This is a genomic window from Brakhagea slesvicensis (assembly GCF_052161625.1).
Taxonomy (GTDB): Bacteria; Planctomycetota; Planctomycetia; order Pirellulales; family Pirellulaceae; genus JBKCUI01.
Window position 1 is genome coordinate 5,067,276 of record NZ_CP197412.1, and the last position, 21,404, is coordinate 5,088,679.

Annotated in this window: 16 protein-coding genes; 9 read left to right on the top strand and 7 right to left on the bottom strand. The window is 53.9% G+C overall.

Annotated features, from left to right (window positions below; all coding sequences use genetic code 11):
• The first annotated feature begins 1 nt into the window (after position 1).
• The 3 genes from SH467x_RS19340 (at position 2) to SH467x_RS19350 (ending at position 4,394) form a co-directional block, all read left to right on the top strand.
• The gene (locus tag SH467x_RS19340; protein ID WP_482368732.1) at positions 2 to 382 is read left to right on the top strand and encodes a (2Fe-2S) ferredoxin domain-containing protein; all 381 of its coding nucleotides are present in this window, start codon (positions 2 to 4) and stop codon (positions 380 to 382) included.
• 274 nt (positions 383 to 656) lie between these two features.
• Positions 657 to 3,074 carry a polysaccharide biosynthesis tyrosine autokinase gene (locus SH467x_RS19345; RefSeq protein ID WP_482368733.1) on the top strand — a complete coding sequence of 806 codons (2,418 nt, stop codon included), beginning with the start codon at positions 657 to 659 and terminating at the stop codon, positions 3,072 to 3,074.
• Between the two features lie 27 nt (positions 3,075 to 3,101).
• Entirely contained in the window at positions 3,102 to 4,394 is a 1,293-nt protein-coding gene (locus SH467x_RS19350) for an alkaline phosphatase family protein (protein ID WP_482368734.1), read from the top strand.
• Positions 4,395 to 4,402: 8 nt separating this feature from the next.
• Here SH467x_RS19350 and SH467x_RS19355 read toward each other — a convergent pair whose 3' ends face one another.
• A complete protein-coding gene (locus SH467x_RS19355; RefSeq protein WP_482368735.1) occupies positions 4,403 to 5,467 on the bottom strand; it encodes a hypothetical protein in 1,065 nt (354 codons plus the stop codon).
• 257 nt (positions 5,468 to 5,724) lie between these two features.
• Between SH467x_RS19355 and glgP the strand changes: the two genes are divergently transcribed.
• Positions 5,725 to 7,926, top strand: a complete 2,202-nt coding sequence (gene glgP, locus SH467x_RS19360; RefSeq protein ID WP_482368736.1) for an alpha-glucan family phosphorylase — start codon at positions 5,725 to 5,727, stop codon at positions 7,924 to 7,926.
• 113 nt (positions 7,927 to 8,039) lie between these two features.
• Positions 8,040 to 10,019 carry an SHD1 domain-containing protein gene (locus tag SH467x_RS19365; RefSeq protein WP_482368737.1) on the top strand — a complete coding sequence of 660 codons (1,980 nt, stop codon included), beginning with the start codon at positions 8,040 to 8,042 and terminating at the stop codon, positions 10,017 to 10,019.
• A 10-nt stretch (positions 10,020 to 10,029) separates the two neighbouring features.
• Here the strand turns inward: SH467x_RS19365 and ispD are convergent, their stop codons facing one another.
• The 4 genes from ispD to SH467x_RS19385 form a co-directional block, all read right to left on the bottom strand.
• The gene (gene ispD, locus SH467x_RS19370) at positions 10,030 to 10,740 is read right to left on the bottom strand and encodes a 2-C-methyl-D-erythritol 4-phosphate cytidylyltransferase (protein WP_482368738.1); all 711 of its coding nucleotides are present in this window, start codon (positions 10,738 to 10,740) and stop codon (positions 10,030 to 10,032) included.
• A 17-nt stretch (positions 10,741 to 10,757) separates the two neighbouring features.
• On the bottom strand, positions 10,758 to 11,105 hold the full coding sequence (locus SH467x_RS19375; protein ID WP_146679522.1) for a P-II family nitrogen regulator: 348 nt from the start codon (positions 11,103 to 11,105) through the stop codon (positions 10,758 to 10,760).
• Between the two features lie 147 nt (positions 11,106 to 11,252).
• A complete protein-coding gene (locus tag SH467x_RS19380; protein WP_482368739.1) occupies positions 11,253 to 12,083 on the bottom strand; it encodes a hypothetical protein in 831 nt (276 codons plus the stop codon).
• Between the two features lie 5 nt (positions 12,084 to 12,088).
• Positions 12,089 to 13,072, bottom strand: coding sequence for a formylmethanofuran--tetrahydromethanopterin N-formyltransferase (locus SH467x_RS19385; protein WP_482368740.1), 984 nt, complete (start codon positions 13,070 to 13,072; stop codon positions 12,089 to 12,091).
• A gap of 47 nt (positions 13,073 to 13,119) precedes the next feature.
• Here SH467x_RS19385 and SH467x_RS19390 point away from each other — a divergent pair, with 47 nt between their 5' ends.
• The 4 genes from SH467x_RS19390 to SH467x_RS19405 all read left to right on the top strand — a co-directional run bounded on the left by SH467x_RS19390 (position 13,120) and on the right by SH467x_RS19405 (position 16,588).
• Positions 13,120 to 13,338 carry a hypothetical protein gene (locus tag SH467x_RS19390; RefSeq protein WP_482368741.1) on the top strand — a complete coding sequence of 73 codons (219 nt, stop codon included), beginning with the start codon at positions 13,120 to 13,122 and terminating at the stop codon, positions 13,336 to 13,338.
• An 85-nt stretch (positions 13,339 to 13,423) separates the two neighbouring features.
• On the top strand, positions 13,424 to 14,623 hold the full coding sequence (sucC, locus tag SH467x_RS19395; RefSeq protein ID WP_482371400.1) for an ADP-forming succinate--CoA ligase subunit beta: 1,200 nt from the start codon (positions 13,424 to 13,426) through the stop codon (positions 14,621 to 14,623).
• A 42-nt stretch (positions 14,624 to 14,665) separates the two neighbouring features.
• Complete coding sequence (gene sucD / locus SH467x_RS19400) at positions 14,666 to 15,544, top strand: succinate--CoA ligase subunit alpha (RefSeq protein WP_482368742.1); 879 nt, start codon at positions 14,666 to 14,668, stop codon at positions 15,542 to 15,544.
• A 9-nt stretch (positions 15,545 to 15,553) separates the two neighbouring features.
• Positions 15,554 to 16,588, top strand: a complete 1,035-nt coding sequence (locus tag SH467x_RS19405) for a ThiF family adenylyltransferase (protein ID WP_482368743.1) — start codon at positions 15,554 to 15,556, stop codon at positions 16,586 to 16,588.
• Positions 16,589 to 16,608: 20 nt separating this feature from the next.
• Here SH467x_RS19405 and SH467x_RS19410 read toward each other — a convergent pair whose 3' ends face one another.
• Together SH467x_RS19410 and SH467x_RS19415 are read right to left on the bottom strand one after the other, a co-directional pair.
• Positions 16,609 to 17,196 (bottom strand): hypothetical protein, encoded by a 588-nt coding sequence (locus tag SH467x_RS19410; protein WP_482368744.1) that lies wholly within the window; start codon positions 17,194 to 17,196, stop codon positions 16,609 to 16,611.
• 71 nt (positions 17,197 to 17,267) lie between these two features.
• Positions 17,268 to 21,350 (bottom strand): serine/threonine protein kinase, encoded by a 4,083-nt coding sequence (locus SH467x_RS19415; protein ID WP_482368745.1) that lies wholly within the window; start codon positions 21,348 to 21,350, stop codon positions 17,268 to 17,270.
• Positions 21,351 to 21,404: the final 54 nt, after the last annotated feature.

The following is a 21,404-nucleotide window of genomic DNA, read 5'->3' on the forward strand; positions in this document are numbered from 1 at the left end:
CATGATGGATCGGGAAAAGCTCGCAGAAACCGCGTCGAAACTCTTCATTGAACACTCCAACAGGCACGTGTTCCTCTGTACTGGGGACTCTTGCTGCCGTGGAAACGAAGGGGCGAAAGCTTGGGACGCCCTCAAAGATGAGCTGAAACGACGCAACCTCAGCTTGAGCGATTCCCCCCAAGCCTGCTTTCGGACCAAGGTCCATTGCCTCCGGGTGTGCACGCAAGGTCCCATTTTGGTCGTCTATCCAGAGGGGCATTGGTATGCTGAGATGACGGCGGACAAGATCCCGACGTTCGTCGAAAAGCAAATCGTTCAAGGTGAGCCGATCCCCGAGTGGATTTTTGCAACTCGTCCACTTCTTCTTTCAGACCCAAGCTAGGACGGGTTTACTTGGCCCAGACAAGGACAGGGCTTCGCTGGACCCAGGTTAGGCTCTCGTTTTGGACCGATTCATGGACCCAAGGCCCTCTTTTCGAACCCTTAGGCGCCATCCGAACGCTGCAAACCACCGGCAGATCCGGAACCAATGCAACGACCGTTCCATCGGAATGGGAAATTCCTTCAGTATCGCCCCGATTGGCTGGATCGAACATGCTGCCTGCGTAAACTAGAGGGATGAACTGCCCCAAGGCTCTAGTATTAGAATTTTGAATATGGATGCCATCCGCAATCCGTCCGAATCTTCGCTCCCGAATCAACCAGGCCAACGACAGCAGACGAATCCCGATCTGCTCAAGGTGCTCTGGCGCTGGAAATGGCTGCCCATTCTCGGGGCTTTCATTGGTCTTACCATCGGCTATTTGGTTTACGGCCAGATGCCACCTCAGTACAAAGCGATGGCGCTTGTGCAGGTGCAGAGCCCGATGCGAAATCTACCCATCGACAATATGAACATGCCGATGGACACGAAGGGGAAGAGCGACGAGCTCGTCGTGATTCGCAGTTTGTCGGTCATCGAGAAAGCGGTGGAGTCTGCCAAGCTAACTCAGCACCGCAAACTCCTCGGAAAGAGCAAGGAGGAGATCATCGGTTGGATCAAGAACAAAAAGGTTCTTGAAGTCAAGCTTGGTTCTACCGACCCCAACAGCGAAATCATCTCGATTGGAATCACCACGGACGACGCCGAACTTTCCGGGACGATTCTTCAGGCGGTGGTCGCAGGCTACAAAGCCCATACATCCAAGAAACTGAACGACGCGTCGAATGACGCAGTCACCGTCCTGAACAAATACAATGACTCGTATTTGAAGCGGCAGGAGAAAGTTCAGAAGGACGTCGAGAAGATCCGGCAGAACGCCGACTTGATTTTCGTCGATGGAAAGCTGATGGACCCATCCGCTTCGAAATTGATCGCGATGGAAGAGTCTGTCGCGGTCATCGATAGCAAGAAGCGGGGAGTCGAATCATTGCTTGAGCAGATTCGCATCGCCCAAGACGCAGGGAGGCCCATCGAAGAGTCCCTTCGTTTGATTGCATCCTCTGCAGTGGGGACCCTTGCGGCACCGCTGGACGGCGTCAACATTGCCAGCGAGAAGAACGACGTCCGAGTCCTTGCTTCCGCGGTGAGTCAATTCGAAGACATGCAAGTGATCCCTATTCGCATCAAGCTCAAGCAAGAGCTAAGCACATGGGGCGAACAGCATCCGACGGTGAAAGTTCTGCGAAATAGTCTTGATGAAGTCGAAGCCAAATTGGCTGAAAAGAAAGCGGACCTCAAGGAAGCGGAAGACAACGTCAAGTTGTTGATCGGATCGGATCAACGCGATATTCCGAGTCTCCAGAACCAGCTGAAAAACTCGCTTGGTGCCCTCACCGAAGAGCTCTCCAAATTGGAGCGAGAGCGAAACAAGGTTTTGGAGGATATTGCATCGATCAAGGTTAAAGTGCAGGCCAACGCCCAGTTGATCGGCGACTTTATGATGAACTTGGCCGAGCTCGAGGCTCTCGGCAAGACGTCCAAGGAAATCAGCGAAGTCCTGAATCGATTGTTAGTGAGCACGGAGTCGAATCAAACCACGATTTCCGATTTGGAAGTTTCGTCCCTTGGCGGATTCGTCGGCCCTCGCATCGAACTGTATCTCGGTATCGGAGCCATGTTGGGGTTGGCATTGTTCAGCGGTATCGCATACCTGCTGGAACTTGCAGACCGTTCCTACCGCAGCCCGGATGAAATCGCCGTGGACCTTGGGATGCCGATCATCGGACACTTGCCGCTGGCGAGTCTCTCACGGACCAAACGGGTTGACGAAAAGGTGGATACGTCCATCGTTACGTTGCACAAATCTCGTTCCGCATTGAGCGAAGCGTTTCGCGGTATTCGAACAGCCCTCTTCTTCTCGTGCAGCCAAGGATCGATCAAGGTCATTCAGGTGACCAGTCCTGTGCCTGGCGATGGAAAGTCGACGATTGCTGCGAATCTCGCCGTTTCTATTTCTCAATCGGGCCGGCGTGTTTGCTTGGTCGATTGCGACTTCCGACGTCCCCGGGTGGCGAAGATCTTCGGCTTGCGAGAAGACTTGGGGCTCGTGCAAGTCATCGGGGGCAAAGCGGAATTGGATGACGCCATTCAAACCACGACGATCGAGAATCTCTTTGCCGTGACATGCGGCCGGCGCCCTGGGAACCCTGCAGAGCTCTTGGCCAGCGAGCGATTCAAGCAATTGCTTGCCGAATTGCGAGACAAGTTTGACTTTGTGATTGTCGATACACCTCCTATTTTGGTCGTGAGCGATCCGGCTGCAGTTGCCACCAACGTCGATGGTGTCATCTTGACCGTTCGTCTCCGTCGGAACCTCAAGCCGATTGCCCTTCGGGCCTCGCAGATGCTCCATTCCATGAATGCCAACATGATTGGTGTCGTGGTGAATGGAATCGGAGTCGGAGGAAACGGATACGGTTATGGAGGCTATCGTTACGACGCGTACTCCAGCACACCGGGATACGGATACGGCCAATCAGGATATGGTGGCTACGGATATGGCGCGACCTATCAATACGGTGGTTACTACGGCGGGACCATGATTGGAAAGGATTACTACTCCGATTCGGTTCCCAAACCCGTGAACAAATAGCACGCGATCGAGCTGGAAACGGAACTGGTGTTGAATCCCAACAAGGTCTGTATCATCAATGTTGTTGGGCTGACGCCTGACTTGATGTCGCACGCGCCCCACATCGCCAAGCTCGGGAATGCGACGCCTTGGAAGCCACCCCTTCCTGCCGTCACCTGTACCTCACAAGCCACGATGCTTACGGGCCAATTGCCTGCCGAGCATGGCATTGTGGGGAATGGCTGGTACTTTCGCGACACGGGGGAAGTCCGATTTTGGCAGCAGTCTCGCAATCTGATCCAGTCGGAACGACTGCTCTATGACGGGATCGACACTGCCAAGATGTTTTGGTGGTTCAATCAGCACGCACCGGTCCGGTGGAGCGCGACACCGAAGCCGCATTATGGATCCGACGGATCGAAGGTGTTTGATATTCTCGACAACACCGAATGCCGGCTCGTCGATCAACTAGGTCCCTTTCCCTTTTTCTCGTTCTGGGGCCCCAACGCTGGACTGCCAGCTTCGGACTGGATCGCGAAGGCAACAGCGATCGTTTTGCGAGAAAAGCAACCGACGTTGACTTTGACCTATCTGCCCCATCTCGACTACGACTTTCAACGATTCGCTGCACCGAGTATGGAGCGAGTCCGCGAAGTCGACCGATGTGCTCAGATCGTGATCGAGGCGGCGCATTCCATCGGTGCGACCCCCATCGTCGTGTCGGAATACGGCCTTGTACCTGTCGACAAAGCGATCGGAATCAATCGAGTTCTTCGTGAGCACGGGTGGCTCGTCGTTCGCGACGGACCATTTGGGGAGCAGCTGATGCCGGGCGATTCCAAAGCTTTCGCGGTTGTCGATCACCAGGTTGCGCACATCTACGTGAAGAACTCAGCGGATCGCGCTGCCGTTCGTCGTTGCTTGGAGAACATTGATGGGGTTGCACAAGTTGTCGATCCTGCAGATATCGGATTAGGGCATCCTCGAAGCGGAGATTGGATTGCGCTGGCAACCCCGAACGCTTGGTTCCATTACTACTTTTGGCTCGACGATGCCCGTGCCCCCGATTATGCGAGAACCGTCGATATTCATCGCAAACCGGGTTACGACCCGGTTGAATTGTTCATGACCTCTCGACTGAGAGCCATCGCTCGCCTAGCGCAAAAGAAATTGGGATTCCGATACCGAATGGACGTGATCCCACTCGAACCAGAACGTGTCCAAGGGAGTCATGGGCTGTGGACTTCCCCCGAGAAAGGTCCCTTGATCATTGGACCGGATGCTCCGAACGATATGCTGCTTTTCAAAGACTATATCCGGGGGCTTCTGGGGGCGTCGTAGCGAAGCGATCAATTCGGCAAGGCTTGTAACAGCTTCGGGGCATCGACTTGTCCAACTGCTCCATCGGCCCCTGCCGCCCAGACGCTTCCGTCTTTGGCGATTCCGAGCGTATGAAATCCAAGCTCCGAGAAGGGAGCCCATGTTTCACCATCTCGACTGATATCCGTACCTGTCGGCCCCGTGCAAATCCATCTCGAACATTCAGGGTGGAATACGATGCTTGAGCGGAAGCCTCGTACTCCTGTTCCTTTCCCTTGCCGCCAACTGTTCCCCCTGTCATCGGAAATGCCTAGGGTACCTTGTCTGTCGAATAGCTGTTTGTAATCCCCTCCGACTGCGATCAATTTGTCGGTCGATCGGCAGAGTGAAAAGATACCGCGACTTGGGCTGCGCGATATGCTTCGAACTTCCGTTCGTTTCCATGAAGGTGGGGTCTTCGCATTGAACAAATCTTTCCAAGGAGTTTGCAGGACGCACGCGTTTCCCCCTTCGGTTCCCCCGAGTCCCACCCAAATCCAATCTTCCGATAGCAGCATGCTCGAGTTGCTCGCCGCGAAACCCGCTTCTCCTTGTTGCAGAAGCGGGGAAGCCTCTGCAGGCAGCCGAGTCCAGTTCTTTCCTGCATCGAGGGTTACGAGGACCTCCATGCGACCGTCCACCGGGTCTCCGAAGACGATTCCTTTTTCTGGCCCTAAGAATTTCATGCCATTAAAAAAGGAAGTTGGGTGGGAGCTTCGATAAACTTCGCGCCAGGTCACGCCACCATCGGCCGTTCGATAAAGGCAGGCAGGTTGACCTGCAGTCGCGACAATCGCGTTTTGTTCATCCCAAGCATGGATCGAACGAAACTCCGAATGCTCGAGCCCCTGAATATGGCCCAACACGACTTGCTCATCGCGGCGCGAATAGCGAATGACGACTCCTTCGCTTCCACACACCCAAGCAGTGTTCTTGTCGAGCGGATAGATCCCGCGAAAAGAGGATCTGGGGTGCAATGGAAAAGAGGTCCACTCGGAACCCGACGCTTGGACACAAGACAACCCGATCAGGGCCACGGATGCAAAAACCATCATTCTTGAAAACTTCACTTTGTCCATTTTGCCCACCTTTCCTGTTTTGTTGTCTCGCGCCGATGGCTTACTTCGTTCGGGGAGTCATCGAGTCACCTTTAAGTTTATCGCGCAATCCGCTATAACCGAAAAGCCTCTCCCAGTTCGAATTTGCGAGCTTCCTCTAACAAATTCACATTCCTCTCAAGCCGGTTGAGGCATCAAGCCGTTGTAGGGCTAAGGACTAGCCATTGCCCATGCTTCGAATCCATTGAAGAACCATGACACAAATCGATTACACCGTCGGCCAGGACTTCGCATCTCCCTCGTTCGCAAACGAAATCGACGCGGAGGCTCTGTATGAGAAGTGTATGGCCTTGGCCAAAAACATGTGGTGGAGTTGGCAACCCGAGGTATCCAACTTGTTCCGTGACATCGATCCGATTCGATGGCGTCAGTTGGACCACAACCCCATCGCGTTGCTGCGAGAATTCACCGCCGAAAGGCTTGCTGTTCGCGCGAGCGAGATGGTGCTTCACAGTCGAGTCAATTATGCCTTCCGGCGCCTCCAGGAGTACTTGGAAAGCTCCAATACTTGGGCCCAGACCAACTCGGGAGTGCTGGGGAGCAAGCCGGTTGCTTACTTCTCCGCCGAGTTCGGTCTGCATGAATCGCTGCCCGTCTATTCCGGTGGTTTGGGGGTTCTCTCCGGCGACCATGTGAAGAGCGCGAGCGGTCTTGGCGTTCCCTTGATCGGAATCGGACTCTATTACTCACACGGTTACTTCAAACAGCATCTCACAGGAGATGGGTACCAACGGGAGGAATACTACGAGACCAAAGTGGAGGATCTTCCGCTCGAGGCAGCCACATTGGCCGATGGGACTCCCTTGACCATATCGATCGATACTCGCAACGGCCGGCTTCTCGCCAAAGTCTGGAAGGTCGCTGTGGGACGCGTTCGGTTGTTCCTGCTCGATTGCAATGTCGAAGGAAATCGTCCCGAAGATCGCGAGCTCACAAGCCGCCTCTATGGTGGTGACGAACGGACCCGCATCCGGCAAGAGCTTGTGATCGGGGTCGGAGGTGTCAAAGCCTTGCGAGCTCTCGGCATTACTCCGGGAGTTTACCACCTCAATGAAGGGCATAGTGCCTTCGCACCACTCGAGGTTGTTCGGCAACGCATGGAGGATGACGGAATGTCCTTCGAGGATGCTGTGCGAGAAGTGTCGGAGATGACCGTCTTCACCACGCATACTCCGGTGCCAGCGGGGCATGACCGCTTCGATGCTGGACTCATCGAAGAACACTTAGGCCCGCTGCGAGACGCGTTGGGCCTGAGTCCCGAACACCTTATGGGGTTGGGGAGAGTCCATACTGATGATCACAGCGAATCCTTCTGCATGACCGTTATCGGGCTCAAGATGTCGCGTCAAGCCAACGCGGTCAGCCAATTGCACGGACACATTTCGCGACGCATGTGGCAAAGTCTTTGGCCACATCGTGAAGAGCGAAACATTCCAATCGGTCATATCACCAACGGTGTTCACGTCGAAAGCTGGCTCGCATGGCAGATGCAACAGCTTTACGATCGACATTTTCCAGCGAACTGGAAGTCGCAAATGGGAGAGGCCGATGTATGGCAGTACATCCACCAAGTCGATCCGGGCGAGCTCTGGGAAACGCACAATGCTCTGAAGAATTTGCTCCTTTCCTTCGTGCGACGCCGTGTTTCTCGCCAGTGCCGCCGACGAGGTGAAAGCGATGACATTGTCGAAGCAGCACGCAATGTATTGAGCCCGAACATCTTGACCATCGGGTTTGGTCGCCGTTTCGCTACCTACAAGCGAGCGAATCTTTTGTTCAAGGATTTGGATCGCATCTCGCGACTGCTCGATAGCACCGATCGCCCTCTGCAGGTCATCTTCGCAGGGAAAGCCCACCCCAAAGACGAACCGGGCAAACGCTTTATCCAAGAGATTGCGAACCTGCGAAACGATTCTCGATTTGGAGGTCGCGTCGTCTTTATCGAAGACTACGACATCAACGTTTGTCGTCACTTGATCCAAGGAGTCGACGTGTGGCTTAACAATCCGCGTCGCCCACTCGAGGCTTCTGGAACGAGCGGTCAAAAGACGGTCCTCAACGGAGGTCTCAACTGCAGCGTTCTCGACGGTTGGTGGGCTGAGGCTTACAACGGCACCAATGGATTCGCGATCGGGAAAGGGACCAGTCACACCGATGACCGCGTCACCGACAAACGCGACTCGGATTACTTGTATCAGACCCTGGAAGAGTCCGTTATACCCACCTACTACAATCGAGACCGGGACGGGCTCCCAAGGCAGTGGATCAAGATGATGATGAGCAGCATCAGCACCTTGGCCTGGCGATTTAGTTCCCACCGAATGGTGATGGACTACACCCGCCAGGCATACGTACCGGCCGCTGGCGGTTTGAGCTGTGAGATGAAAAAAGCCTAGTCCTCCGCAACAGGGCATTCTCACCTCCATTACAATAGACTCGCGAAACGATTAATCGCTCAGACGCACCGGTGTGTCTGAGCTTCTCCGTCCTCGATCTGCGATGTCTAACAATGCCCCCTCTCTCCATTCGTCCGTTGCGTTTCTGTTCCTCTTCCCTTTCTACGGCTTTGCTGTCGGTCGCTTTGCTCGCACCCATGAGCATCGCCCAATCCAACAGCATGCGTGAGTGGTCCGATTCCACGGGCACTTATAAAATCCAAGCGAGTCTCATTGAAGTGAAGGATGGAATTGCCTTCCTCAAGACCAATGATGGGAAGACTCTGAAGATTCCGCTAACTCGACTGAGCGAAGCGGACCAAGCCTTTCTGAAAGTCGGTAGCAATCCCTTCGAAGAAGTGGCTGGGGCGGCCGGGCCCTCGATGTCTGGCTCCGGTTCTTCTGCGAATGCGAACGGTTCGACCTCGCAAGGCGGTGCAAACGGAAGCGGCGGCGCCCTGGCAGGCTGGGCCAGTGACCTGAAAATCGATTGGAATGATGTTGATGATCTCGATCTCAATAACGATGGGTCATGGAACCTGACTTTGCCGCCGCCGTCCGATTTCGGGGCGACGGCCAAACGTGCCATGCTGAAAGAGAAGGAGAATTTTCACGAGGATTTGAGGCGCCTCGATGTGAACCCCACTGCCATGAGGGCTGTTGCAGGTTTCACGGTGAGCTTCTCCGTACCCAAGCCACTGAGCCGACTGTCGTTGATCGACTTTGCAACGGGCAAAGCGATCCATACGGCAGCGGTGGAAGCGGATATGGGCCCACTCTGTTTGCTCAATGATGGCAGCACGGTGTTAATGCAGGGATCCAGCGATGATCGAAAAGGATTCGAGACGCCAGACCAATTGCAATTGTGGAAGGTCACCGGCAAACAAGTAACTCGCTCTTCCCTCTGGGTCCCGTTTCCGGACGAATCCGAAAGCTTTGGCAGAAAGTCAAATGCGAAGCTTTCCGATGCGATCCCTCTCGCCAATAACAAATTGCTTCTCGTGGGGAGCAATGGCCACGTCGCTTGCATCGATGTGCTGACGCGAAAGCCCTACTGGCATGCGCGCCTCACGTCGAATTTTGCCGTTGCCGCCTCGTTGGATCGCAGCTTGGTTGCTTTGGTGAAAGGCCATACGGTCTTGATCGTCGATCCCGATTCAGGGCAAGTGAAATGCCAACAAACTATGACCGATCAACCCCATTTGGCTTGGACTCGAGCCTGCTGGAACCCGAGCGGCAACAAGCTTATTATCACCTTCACCAACTCGCTTCGCGTTCTCGATTTGACGACCGGTGAATGGGCGCAAAAATTGACACTTACCGGGACGCCCATCGCAACCAATAGCTTGAGCTGCCCGCATGACGACTACGCCCTGTTAGACGGACGACTGCTCCTGCACATTCCTTCTCAAATCAAAGTCTGCGAATATCGCGATGCCAAAAGGATCGAAGTGTTAGGAGGCATGTCCTTCATCGCCATGCAAAGCAAGGAATCTGGACTGGTTGTCCCAGCTAAGATTCCACACCCGGCAGCGGAAAAGATCCTCGCTCAAGCAGAGAATGACCCTAGCGTGTTTTTGATTCACCCTGGAGTTGAGGTATCGATCGATGCATCGGGCGCTGGGCAATACGCGCAGCAAGCCGCTGCGTCGCTAAAGAAGGCTGCAGAAGCCTCCGGTTATAAGGTTGTCGACGGCGCTCCCATTTCCCTCGTGGCGACGATTAGCGGTCCCAAGCAGGAGGCGGTTTCGTACATCGCTTCCGGTTCCTTTGTCGCGAATGTCTTTCAATCGGGAATTCGGATCAAGTGGCAGGGCAAGGATGTATGGTCTACCGGGGGCTCGAACATCCCGGGAATCCTAGAAACAAAGCGTGGGGAATCGATTCAGCAAAAGCTAGATGAACTGGGACGCACTCCCAACCTGCATGTCTTCGAGGCCGCGCGGTTTCCGAAACTCCTGCAGCGACCGTCGGCAGACGCCAAATCGCCCGTCGGCGGAGATGCTTTGATGGTATCCAAGTTCACGATGCAGGGATTGGTGGACTCGAACTGATTTCCGGTGGTTAAAAGAAGGGATTGTCTTTTGTTTTGGCGGGGACCTTGAGAATGGATTCGGCGATCTTGAGGTCCCCTTTCGTTGTGATCTTGATGTTCGACTCTGGACCTTCGACGCAGTAAACCGAGTAGCCTGCCTCCTCGACGACTTGAGAATCGTCCGTCGGAGTCCCTTTCACGCGAGCATAGGACTTTTGGAGGATATCCAAACTGAAGACTTGCGGTGTTTGTGCTTGCCAGAGTCCAGCCCTTTCCACCGTCTGTTCGATGCTGTCATCCGATTTGCATCGTTTGACCGTTCCGCGGATGGGTGCCGCCAGGATGGCCGCTTTTTTTCGGTCGGCGACCGCGAGCACATCGTCAATGGAGGCCCGGGTTAAGCAAGGCCTCGCTGCATCGTGAATGGCAACGAGGGCAAGGTTAGGTTTGACTCGTTGTAACGCATTGCGAATGCTCTCGAAACGTTCGCTTCCCCCTAAAACCAACTCCACACCCAGCATGGTTAAGTTGCCCGCGAATTTCTCTTGGACGGTATCTTTGTCGTCGGGAGCGATGGCCATAATGATTTGAGCCACGCGGGGATGATCTGCAAAGAGTTGTGCGCTATGCTGCCAAACCGGCTTGCCCGAACAAAGCGTGAACACTTTTTTCGAGAAGGGGTCTCTAAACCGCGTACTCTTTCCCGCTGCTGCGAGAATCACTGCGACGTCACGAGCCATGTAGGGGAGTCCTTCCTTTAGATTGCTTCCGAGCCTCGTTCGCCTGTTCGTATCCGCACACAATCGTCCATCGGCAGAACGAAGATTTTACCGTCGCCTATCTGTCCTTTTTCGCCGGTTCGAGCACCTTTCATGATGGCCTCGATGGTGGGTTCGACGAACTCATCGTTGACAGCGATCTGCAATTGAACTTTGCGGAGCAAGTTGATCGAGAGATCCTGTCCGCGGAACGCAGATTTTTGTCCCTTCTGCCGACCATACCCGAGACAGTCCAGCACGGTGAGACGAAACACCTCTACCTCGGTGAGCGCCTCTTTGACTTCTTCCAGCCGGTTCGGTTGAACGATGGCGATGATCAGCTTCACGTCATATTCCTATTCTAATTTGGCCCCGGGGAAGAAAAACGGGAACGAACGAGCGTTTCTACCTGGGCCATTCCCCAACGAGCCACCATCGTACCAAACCCGTCCTGTCAAGGAAGATGAAGCGGGCGGAACATTCCTAGATCTTCCTCAACTCGCCAGGCTTACAAAAAACAGAAAGACGAAAAAGGCGGACAAAGCCAAATTGCCGATTGCCAGCCACATTCCGATCAAGACCATGACTCGGTCTGATCTTGGCGAGCGCCCTTCCGCAATTCGTTTCAGCTCATTGGTCGCCAGTATCAATGTGACTATAGAACAAATAGGTGCACCCAAGACTGTCGGACACAAAAACCACGATATCAACCCGAGCGAGAGGACCAGCAAACCTTGACCGGATGAAGTCGTTGGTTTTTGATTGGCGGGGAGAGGCTGGGCTGCGAAGCTTTCTCCAAACAGGTTAGGGGATCCTACGTGGGAGCTGCCAGCCAAAGGAGGATTGCGTTTCTCCAAAGCGGAATGTTGCATCCGCCACACCGAGAAGTTGAGCCACAACTGCGAGCCATTCGGATTGACCTCGCAAGTGCTGTTCACCCGGCCTTGCTCTGCCCAGCCAAGCAGGGTCGCCGCATCGACAGGACCATAAACGTTTCCATCGGGGACTTTGACCCAGAACGTAGGTTCGCTCCGCTCAAGGGTCGAATCCGCAGAAAGAACAGGGGCGAATCCGGGTGAATCGATCGGTTGAAGCTCGATCGTTTCGGCATCGGAGCCGGTTGCGGGCTTCGCATCATGCTCCGAAGAAACCGAGGAGAGTGGGTGGGCAGACGAAAAAGTCGATGGGCTGCTGGACTGTGCGAGGGGTTTGTGCGGTACCGTGTAGAGTGCATTGCACATACCGCATCGCGCCTGCAAGCCAGCGTACGCGTCATCGACCTGAAGCGTGCTGCCGCAGCTTTCACAGGTTGAAATGATGGCCATTCCGATCAAGACCCTTCAGCTGGTTTTTTATCGGGGTGAAGATAAATAAAGGACTTCCCAAGACGTCCACCGTAGTTTCCTGCGCTAATGCTGTGGAGCCCGTCCACGGGAAGTGCGGCAGCGATCGCTGCGTAAGTCGCAGACGCCACGGCGTCGAGCGACTCACCGTTGATGATGATCTCCATAATGGAGGTGACTCCTTCTGGAACGAGAGAGCGATCTCCAAGCTTCGTTTTCAAGGTGGGGCAATATTCGGCGAAGGTGCTGGCGATTAAGAACTTATAGGAACTACCAGCCTTGCTCGCACTCGCTGCAACACCTCCAGGAAAAGTCGTGATCACACCGGGATGCAGGTCCGCCGCTTCCGCAGCCTTTTCAGCTGCCTCGATGGCCGCCTCTTCGCTGGTACCCAGGAACCAAAGATTCCCTCCCATAATTCCGTCGGCGAATCCAAATCGGCGGCTTAGAAAAAATTCGCCACCCAGCGTAGGGATGGTCCACCCCTTCACTCCAAACTGAATTGTCCGCTCCTGATGGCCATCGCCAAAAAAAGCGATCTTTCTTCCCAGTTTGAAATACGGATCGGTATCCAAGGCATTGAAGCAGCGAGTTGTCGGGCACGTCAAAATGTTTTGACTCAATCGCGCGAGCATTACCTTTTCCAGGTGCTCGACGCGATCCTTGCGAAAACGGGGGACATGGAACTGAAGAACTGCCCCAATGCGACCATCCGGCGTTTCTTGCCCTGGACTTTTTCCGTCCAAGATCTGTTCGATACCCGCTTCGCAATCGCAAAGGATGGTACTGCTGGCGTGTCCCGTCGCTGCTTGGCAAGCAGCCATAAGCCATTTCCTGTCGCGTGCGGTTACCAAGACGCGCGCGTACAAACTTCGAAACGCTTCGGCATAGGTATCCACGACAAGTTTGTCCCAACTCGGATTGTCCACCCAAGGTTTTGAGCTGTTGCTATCCTTCGGAACTTCGCCCATTCCCACGCTTCACCTTCCCATTCCATCCGACGTAGAGGAGATCGATCATGCGGCTTGATAACGCTGCGGTGGTCGCGAAACGGAATCTCACCACAGCGGCGGTCGATTGTACCGTTATTTTGGCGATTGACCCCAGGGGGCCTATCGATTTGACCATGTGTAAGTTGCCAGTGAGTGCCAGTGAGTGGCAATTGGCGGCAACGGGTGGCAGTGGTTACGAGTGGGGCAGGATGGTGACTAGGAGAGAGCAAGTTGTAGAAGCCTAACGCCAAACCGGCTTGACAGACCCAAACAATCGTAAATCATTTGCACTTCTCCATTTGCCGGTGCCATCACCTTTCTAAACGATTGCTGCGCGAGCCAACCATGAAAATCCATGAATATCAGGCCAAAGAACTATTTCGAAAGGCCCAGGTTCCTGTCTTGGCCGGATTCGTGGCCAAAACCCCTGAGGATGCGAAAGCGGCCTTCGATAAACTCGGCGGCCCAATAGCCGTGGTCAAGGCTCAAGTCCACGCGGGTGGTCGCGGCAAAGGAACCGTTATCGAAGTTCCTTCGCAAAGGGGTGTGCAGTTGGTGAAGTCTGCTGACGAGGCTGCGACCGTCGCGAAGAACTTGATAGGAAACCGTCTTGTCACGGTCCAGACCGGCGAGGCTGGAGCGGTGGTCAATCAAGTCTTCGTGGAGCAAGGTTGCAAAATCGCCCGTGAATTGTACTTGGCCGCCGTCATCGATCGCGCTGAGAAGAAACCTCTCTTGATGGTTAGCAGCGAAGGGGGCGTTGAAATTGAAAAGGTCGCTGAGGAATCTCCCGAAAAGATTCTGCGCGAGTATTTCGATCCCGCTTACGGGCTGGAGAGTTTCCAAGTTCGCAAGCTTTGCAAGAAGCTGAATATTTCCGGTGAAGCTGCCAAGAGTGCCGAGTTCTTCATGAAGAAACTCTGCCGGCTCTTCATCGACCTTGATTGCTCCATGGCGGAGATCAATCCTCTCGTGATTACCGAAGATAACAAGATGATCGCCCTCGACGCGAAGATCACCTTCGATGACAACGCTCTCTTTCGCCATCCCGATCTCAAAGAGCTTCGGGATCTAGCAGAAGAAGAACCCGCAGAAATCCGAGCCGCAAACACAGGCCTGAGCTACGTCAAATTGGATGGCAATATCGGTTGCCTCGTGAACGGAGCCGGTTTGGCCATGGCGACGATGGACATTATCAAACACCATGGCGGTGCACCCGCTAACTTCTTGGACGTAGGGGGTGGTGCCAATACCCAGCAAGTCACCGAGGCCTTCCGAATCATTCTTTCGGATCCAAACGTGAAAGCGATCCTCGTGAATATCTTCGGTGGAATTGCCCGCTGCACGACGATTGCTCAAGCGGTCATCGAAGCCTCCAAGGAAGTTGGATTCAACGTTCCACTCGTGGTTCGATTGGAAGGCACTGAAGTGGAAGAGGGCAAGAAGATGCTGCGTGAAAGCGGTCTCGCCATTATCTCCGCAGATGATTTGACCGACGCAGCGAAGAAAGTCGTTGCATCGATCGCCTAACGCATTCCACCGAACTATCTATCCATTCAAAAGCGAATAAACATGAGCATTCTCGTTAACAGTAAGACCCGGGTCATCTGCCAAGGTATCACCGGTAAAGCAGGTGCCTTCCATACCAAAGGTTGCAAAGAATACGGCACCAAAATGGTCGGTGGGGTAACACCTGGCAAGTCTGGTGAAACCGTGGAGGGCCTCCCCGTCTTCGACACCGTCGAAGAAGCGGTTAAACAAACGGGTGCTAACGCATCCATGATCTTCGTCCCCCCAGCCTTTACCGCCGATGCCATCCTCGAAGCGGTGGATGCTGGCATCGAAGTCATCTGTGCTATCACCGAAGGTGTCCCTGTCGTCGACATGGTCCACGTCTATGAACGCGTAAAGGCGAGCAAGTCGGTGTTGATCGGTCCCAACTGCCCAGGCGTGATCACACCGGGCGAGTGCAAGATCGGTATCATGCCAGGTTACATCCACAAAGTGGGTAAGGTTGGAATCATGTCCCGAAGCGGTACGCTTACCTACGAAGCCGTTTGGCAAACATCGGGTCTGGGACTGGGCCAATCCACCTGCGTCGGACTCGGTGGCGACCCTATCGTTGGAACCTCCTACATCGACGTCTTCGAACGATATCAAAACGACGATCAAACCGAAGTCATCTTGATGATCGGTGAAATTGGTGGCGATGCCGAAGAAAAGGCCGCCGAGTACGTGAAGAATCATGTGACCAAGCCTGTCGCCGCTTTCATCGCTGGGCGGACAGCACCTCCAGGAAAGCGAATGGGACACGCCGGCGCGATCATCACCGGTGGCAAAGGAACTGCCGCCGAGAAAGTCGCTGCCTTGGAAGCGGCTGGCATCGCCGTCGCCGAATCCCCCGCCGACATGGGTGCTGCTGTCTTGCGAGCTATCGCGAACAAGAAATAAGCAACCGGGGTGAGCGACCGATACCGCAGGCAAAAATCCTTCTCCCAACTAGGAGAATCGGGCCAACAAAGGTTGGCTGCGAGCAGGGTGGTGATTTGCGGTGTCGGTGCATTGGGCTCGATGGTCGTCGAACGTCTTTGCCGAGCCGGTGTTGGCTCTTTGACCTTGATCGATCGCGATTGGGTCGAATGGGACAATCTGCCAAGGCAGACCCTCTACACGGAAGAAGACGCAGGGCTGGCTAACCCAAAAGCAAAAAGTTGCACCGAACATCTTCGCCGACTCAATTCCGAAACGGCGATTGATTTTCATGTTACCGATTTGCACTCGGAAAACATCGAGCTATTGATCGGCCATCCCGACTTGATCATCGATGGTACGGATAACTTTGAAACCCGATACTTGATCAACGACTATGCCTGCAAGCATCAGATACCGTGGATTCACGGCGGGGTCGTCGGTGCCTCCGGGCAGACGCTCACGATTCTTCCCGGACGAACCGCGTGCCTGAGATGTCTTTTGCCGGATCCTCCCCCCGCGGAGCAGATGCAAACGTGCGATTCGGCAGGAGTCCTAGGACCTGCCGTGGGGATCATCGCGAATTGGCAAGCGATGGAAGCGTTGAAGTTGCTTGCATCGGGACCCTCCGCAATCGATGGCGACCTGCGCGTCTTCGATTGCTGGGAGGGAGAAGCAAAGCGACTTCGCCTCCATCGACTGGAGGCATCCGAAAACAATCCGGGATGCCCGGCATGCGTGCAGCGGCAATTCGAGTTTTTGCGCGGGGAACGGCAGTCACAGGCCAAGGTGCTTTGTGGTCGCAATACCGTGCAAATTGTCCTGGATCGGAGTGAGCCAATGGCATTGGAGGCGATTGCCAGTCGCCTTGCAAGCGAATGCCGTGTCACCGCAAATGCATACTTCTTGAAGTTCCAGTTAGAAGGTTTGCAATGGACCCTCTTCCGAGATGGTCGCGCTCTTCTAACCGGAACGGAAGATGTGGAACTCGCGCGAAAACTCTTCGCTCGCTACATCGGAACTTGATGACCGTTCGAGGTCTCTCCTCAGTTCTTGGGACGCAATGTTGCGGCGCCTACCACCTCTTCTCCAAGCTTGGTGGTCGCTTTGACTGTCAATGCGATTTCTCCGTTCTGCAGTCGCCCCCGCGCAAATGATTTGGCTCGTCCAACAAGCGGCGTTTCCATGACAACCAATCCATCACCGTTGCTTGGGGCCGTGCCAGACACGGGGGATTCAACGATCTGTCCATCGGGTAGGCTGACCACGAGGCCGCCTTCAAATCGCACTCCATCCCGTTCCGAGATCGAAATCGCCCACTTGGTTTTTGCACTTCCCCTGGCATTCTTCACGGCCACATCACCAACCCACGTGACACCTACTCGGAACGGGTCAGATTGATCGCTGGCTGGTTCTTTCGTCCCCTCGCTTCCCTTCGGTGCGTTGCTGGAATTCGCCGCCATGGTGACGCTAGCCTGGCCCTTATCAAGCTCCGCAAACAGCAAGTTAACGGATCGCTCAAGCAATTGTACTTTTGCCTCGAGCTGCTCGATCCGATTCTTCAATTCGCTAACAGATTCTTGGCTGAATCCTTCCCGCGTGGTGCATACAAGAATCACCAATGCACTAGCCATCACTCTTGTCATCAACATCATCAACTCGCTTCTGAAAATGAGAAATACCAGCCTAGGGAACTTTCACCGATTCAAATCGCAGTTTCTGAGGAGACCTTGAACCATCTCTTCTCAGGTGGCCTGGATAAATTCCAATTCATGAAATCTCGAAGACTGCGAAAGTGTTTGCGCTTTGGAGGTACCTCTAACGGAAGGTAGGACCATTCCAAGGTATTTGCATTTGGTGCATTCTCCGCATCTGACGACGAATCCGTGTCCACTTCTTCTTGGAATGCGATTTGTTCTAGTCGATTTAACAACGCGGCACGGAGATCGCCAACGCATTCAATCTTTGTGAGTTGGTTCGACAAATTGGAGACATCGTCGGCAAAAGCAATTACCTCTACTTGCAAGGAGCCTTGGGAGAGTAGTCGATTGGCTGCTATGGTGATGATCGATTGATACTCTTGCTTCGTCATTGTTATGCCGAAGAGTGGTGATTCGATTGCCAGTTTTGCAAAGCCATCTTCGTCCACTCTTTCCATCAGAAGCGAAAAGTCTTTGATGAAACCATCGCGATCCTTTTGAAACCTAGCGGATCCGATCAACGCAAGCTCTCTAACAAAGGGCATGGGATCGATTGAATCGCTCGCACTCTTGTCCTGCTTCTTCGTCCAATCCGACACGCGCGCCTCCCAAAATGGCTCCAACTGATCAGCATTCAACGCACCGATTAGCTTCGTCATATCCTCACTCAAACAGGACATGCTGTTTTGTCTGTGCCGAGAAAGCAGAAGTGATAATTCCTGTTGCTGTGCGTCGCTGAGCCATTTTCTGGCGTCGACCAAGAATCGAAACGCGCCTTCCACTAGTTTGGTATTTCGGTTCGAGTCTCCGCTCTGGAGTCCTAACTGCTCCCGCAGTTTCCCAAACGCCTTTTCGATGATTTGGATTCGAGGCGAATCAGGCCAATCTTGGATCAAAATCGCAAGGGGTTCCCCCATGTTCCAACCCGTAGAAACCGCCATTCCGGATGGCTCCTCTGAGCTCTCCAAGAACTCCAAAATTCTATCCGCGAGTGATTTCTGATCATCGAAAGAGAGGTCGAGAAGTAAGTTCTTCTCTAAGGAACTACCGAATAGAAGCTGCATATTCCAAGTTGACTCCTCCGCAGTACGGTACGACGCTAAGGCGACATTGCGTCGGCTCGCGGGAGTCAATTGCTCAAGCATCTTCAGGGCAAGGGTAATTTCGCCGTCGGAGTTGGCGGAACTCTTCACACAATCCACGATGAACAAGAAATAGAATGACTCCAGGTCGACTTCCGTACCGAGCTGCGACAGACTCATCAAGTGCTCGACTAAGATTTCTGGCTTGTCGAATTCTCCAAACGACAATTGCGCCTCAAGGTCTGCTTGAATAAGCGCTGTTACTTCCTGGATAACCGTTGGATCGATCTGGTCTGCAAGCTTTACGATCGTAGACCAGCAAGCATTCCTGACATAGTTGACATTCACCTTAGGCAAGTATTCGAGCATCCGTTTGATGGCCATACCTGGTTCTGGGAATCCGGGAACCTGGGCGACGCCCGCGATCGCTTGAAGAGAATTGGCAATGGTTCCATAGCGCCGATCGATCGATAATTGGTCACTCAGTTTTCGAAAGAATCGTGAAGCATCATCCGCGGAAAGTCTTGATCCAACTTGATTCAATGCGACGCCGATGACAGCATCACCACGGGACGACATGGTGTAGGAGTAGAGAAGGCCAAGATCTTTGGATAGATATTCGAAAGCCATCGCAGCCTGAGATGGCGAAAGTCGATTCGAAATTTTGTAAAGCGAGTCCCTGTTCGTGTAAAGGAAATCATTTCCGTCGTTTGCCATCCTGATTGGAAGATACCGTAACGCCAATTCGACTCCGAGCGTGAACATTTCGTCGTCCGCATCGGCCAAGCTAGTCCAAAAATCCGGCAAGGTCAGTAGAAGCCCGCCACGGGTCTTTTCGTGATTCGACTCTGCGAGCTTTGCAAGGTTGCAATAGGCTCGCATTTTCTTTGTGGGGTCGTTCGGAAAGGCGCACGCAATTGTCTTCACACGCAGACTGAAGGGATTCGAAACGATCGCTTTGGCGGGATTGAGCCCGAAGATTATTTCCGTTCCAGGTAACTGGATGTTCGCGTCGTCCGATTTCAACCAAACGTCCAAATTTTGGGGGCGATCAAGCCGTTCGAGTACTTTGCCAGCGAAGATAGAATCTTCGCTAGCGAGGTTCTCAAGATCCGCACACGCAAATTCCAATGCGTTTTGCCCCTGATTGCCCCGAAGGCATTCAAAGAGGAAATCCACCAAACCATCGGGGTTGTCTCGTAGATTGACCCATACGAGCGACTCCCAAACTCCTTCTTTTCGCTCATCGGGAGCTTGCCGTACATAGTTCGCGAACTCATCGATACTCAGAGTGCCAATTGTGTCTAGTTCGTTTAGGCAACTGAGTGCTGCGTATCGCACACGGTGATCGAGACTTTGGTCGCGAAATATCGCCAGGGCGTTTTCAGTCGCCTGTTGATGACTGGTTGCATCCAATCCCACGCACGCTTGAAGGATCCAGGCCATTTGAGTTGGAAGTCGATCGGCGACTTGCGGCGTTCGTATCGCCCGGTCGAGAATCTTCAGTTTGAGTTCCGACGATTCGAGCTGAGCGATGTCCTCGATTGTTGTCCTGGCAACGCTTCCTTCTTCGAGATCTCCGAATCCCAACGGTCGCATCATTCCCGAGATCAAAACATCCTCGGCTTCTTCTTTCGCCTTTCTGGCATTGTCCGCCAAGGTGAGCGCCCGGCTTGCTTCTCGGTTAGCCCGGAGCATTTGCCAGCTTGTTCCTGCCAATCCAGCAAGCATGGCGAGCAACACCGCTGACAAAGCAATCAAGCCGCTCCGATTGCGATGGGCTACCTTCCTCAATCGGTACATCAGCGTTGGCGGGTGCGCGATGACTTGCTCTCCTGCTAAGTATCGAAGAATATCTGCCGCAAACCCCTGCGCTGATTCGTAGCGCTTCGATCGTTCTTTTTCCAACGCTTTGAGAACAATCCAATCCAGTTCACTGCGGAGTAGCCGCGTCAATCGCTGAGGTTCGGAGCTTCGATTGGCTGATAGTGTTGCGACCAATTGCGAACTGCTAAGTTTCGCACTCGGCCTCGGAGGCTCCACCTCTCGAACCACTCGCAGAATTTCCAATACCCCTGCTTTTTCAAGCTCTATTTGGGAAAACGGAGGGGCACCTGCGAGGAGCTCATAAAGCAAGACGCCGAGAGAGTACACATCGCTACGCGTGTCGATGTCGAGATTATTCAAGGTCGCTTGTTCCGGACTCATATATTGCGGAGTACCGACAATACCGCCGAAGAACGTGTAAACCGATTGCTCTGTCAGTCCGCCACCAGTCGCTTTGGCAACACCGAAATCGATCACCTTTGGGACCGGAGCGTCATCGAAGAGAGCGACCAAAACATTGGATGGTTTAATGTCTCGATGGATGATCCCTTTTTGGTGGGCGTGCTGAATCGCGTTGCACACCGGAATGAAAAGCTCAAGCCGTTTTTCAGGCGATAGTTTCATGCGGTCGCAAAACTCGGTGATGGGCGTCCCCTTCACCAGTTCCATGACGAAGAAGGGTTGACCGTCAGGCATCAAGCCCCCGTCTAATACCTTTGCGATATTCGGGTGATCCATCATTGCGAGGGCTTGTCGCTCTGCCTCGAATCGGGCCAAGACCGACTTGGAATCCATTCCGGATTTGATCAGTTTGATCGCGACCGATCGCTTGACGGGCTCGGACTGCCTCGCCAACCAGACCTCCCCCATCCCCCCTTCACCGATTCTCTCAACAAGCCGATAACGGCCACCTATGGACAGATCGGGTTGGAGGACCCGCATGTCGTACGTCGTTAATCCAGGATCGTCCGAGCCACTCTTGCTCCCCGCCATCGCATGAAGAGAGACGGGATCGAGAAGACTGTCCGGCTCTTGGCTCGCATTCAAGAGAGCTTCGAGAGGAACACGGAGTTCGGGCTCATCCTTGGTGAGACGCTCTAGCAGTTCCTGCCACTCGCCCTTGGGACGAGATGCGATCTGGGCAAAGAGTTGTTGGAGTTTATTCACGCCGGAATTCATGCTGACTCTCGTGGATCGAAACGACGATACCGCAACCATACCTGCGTCGTTGGT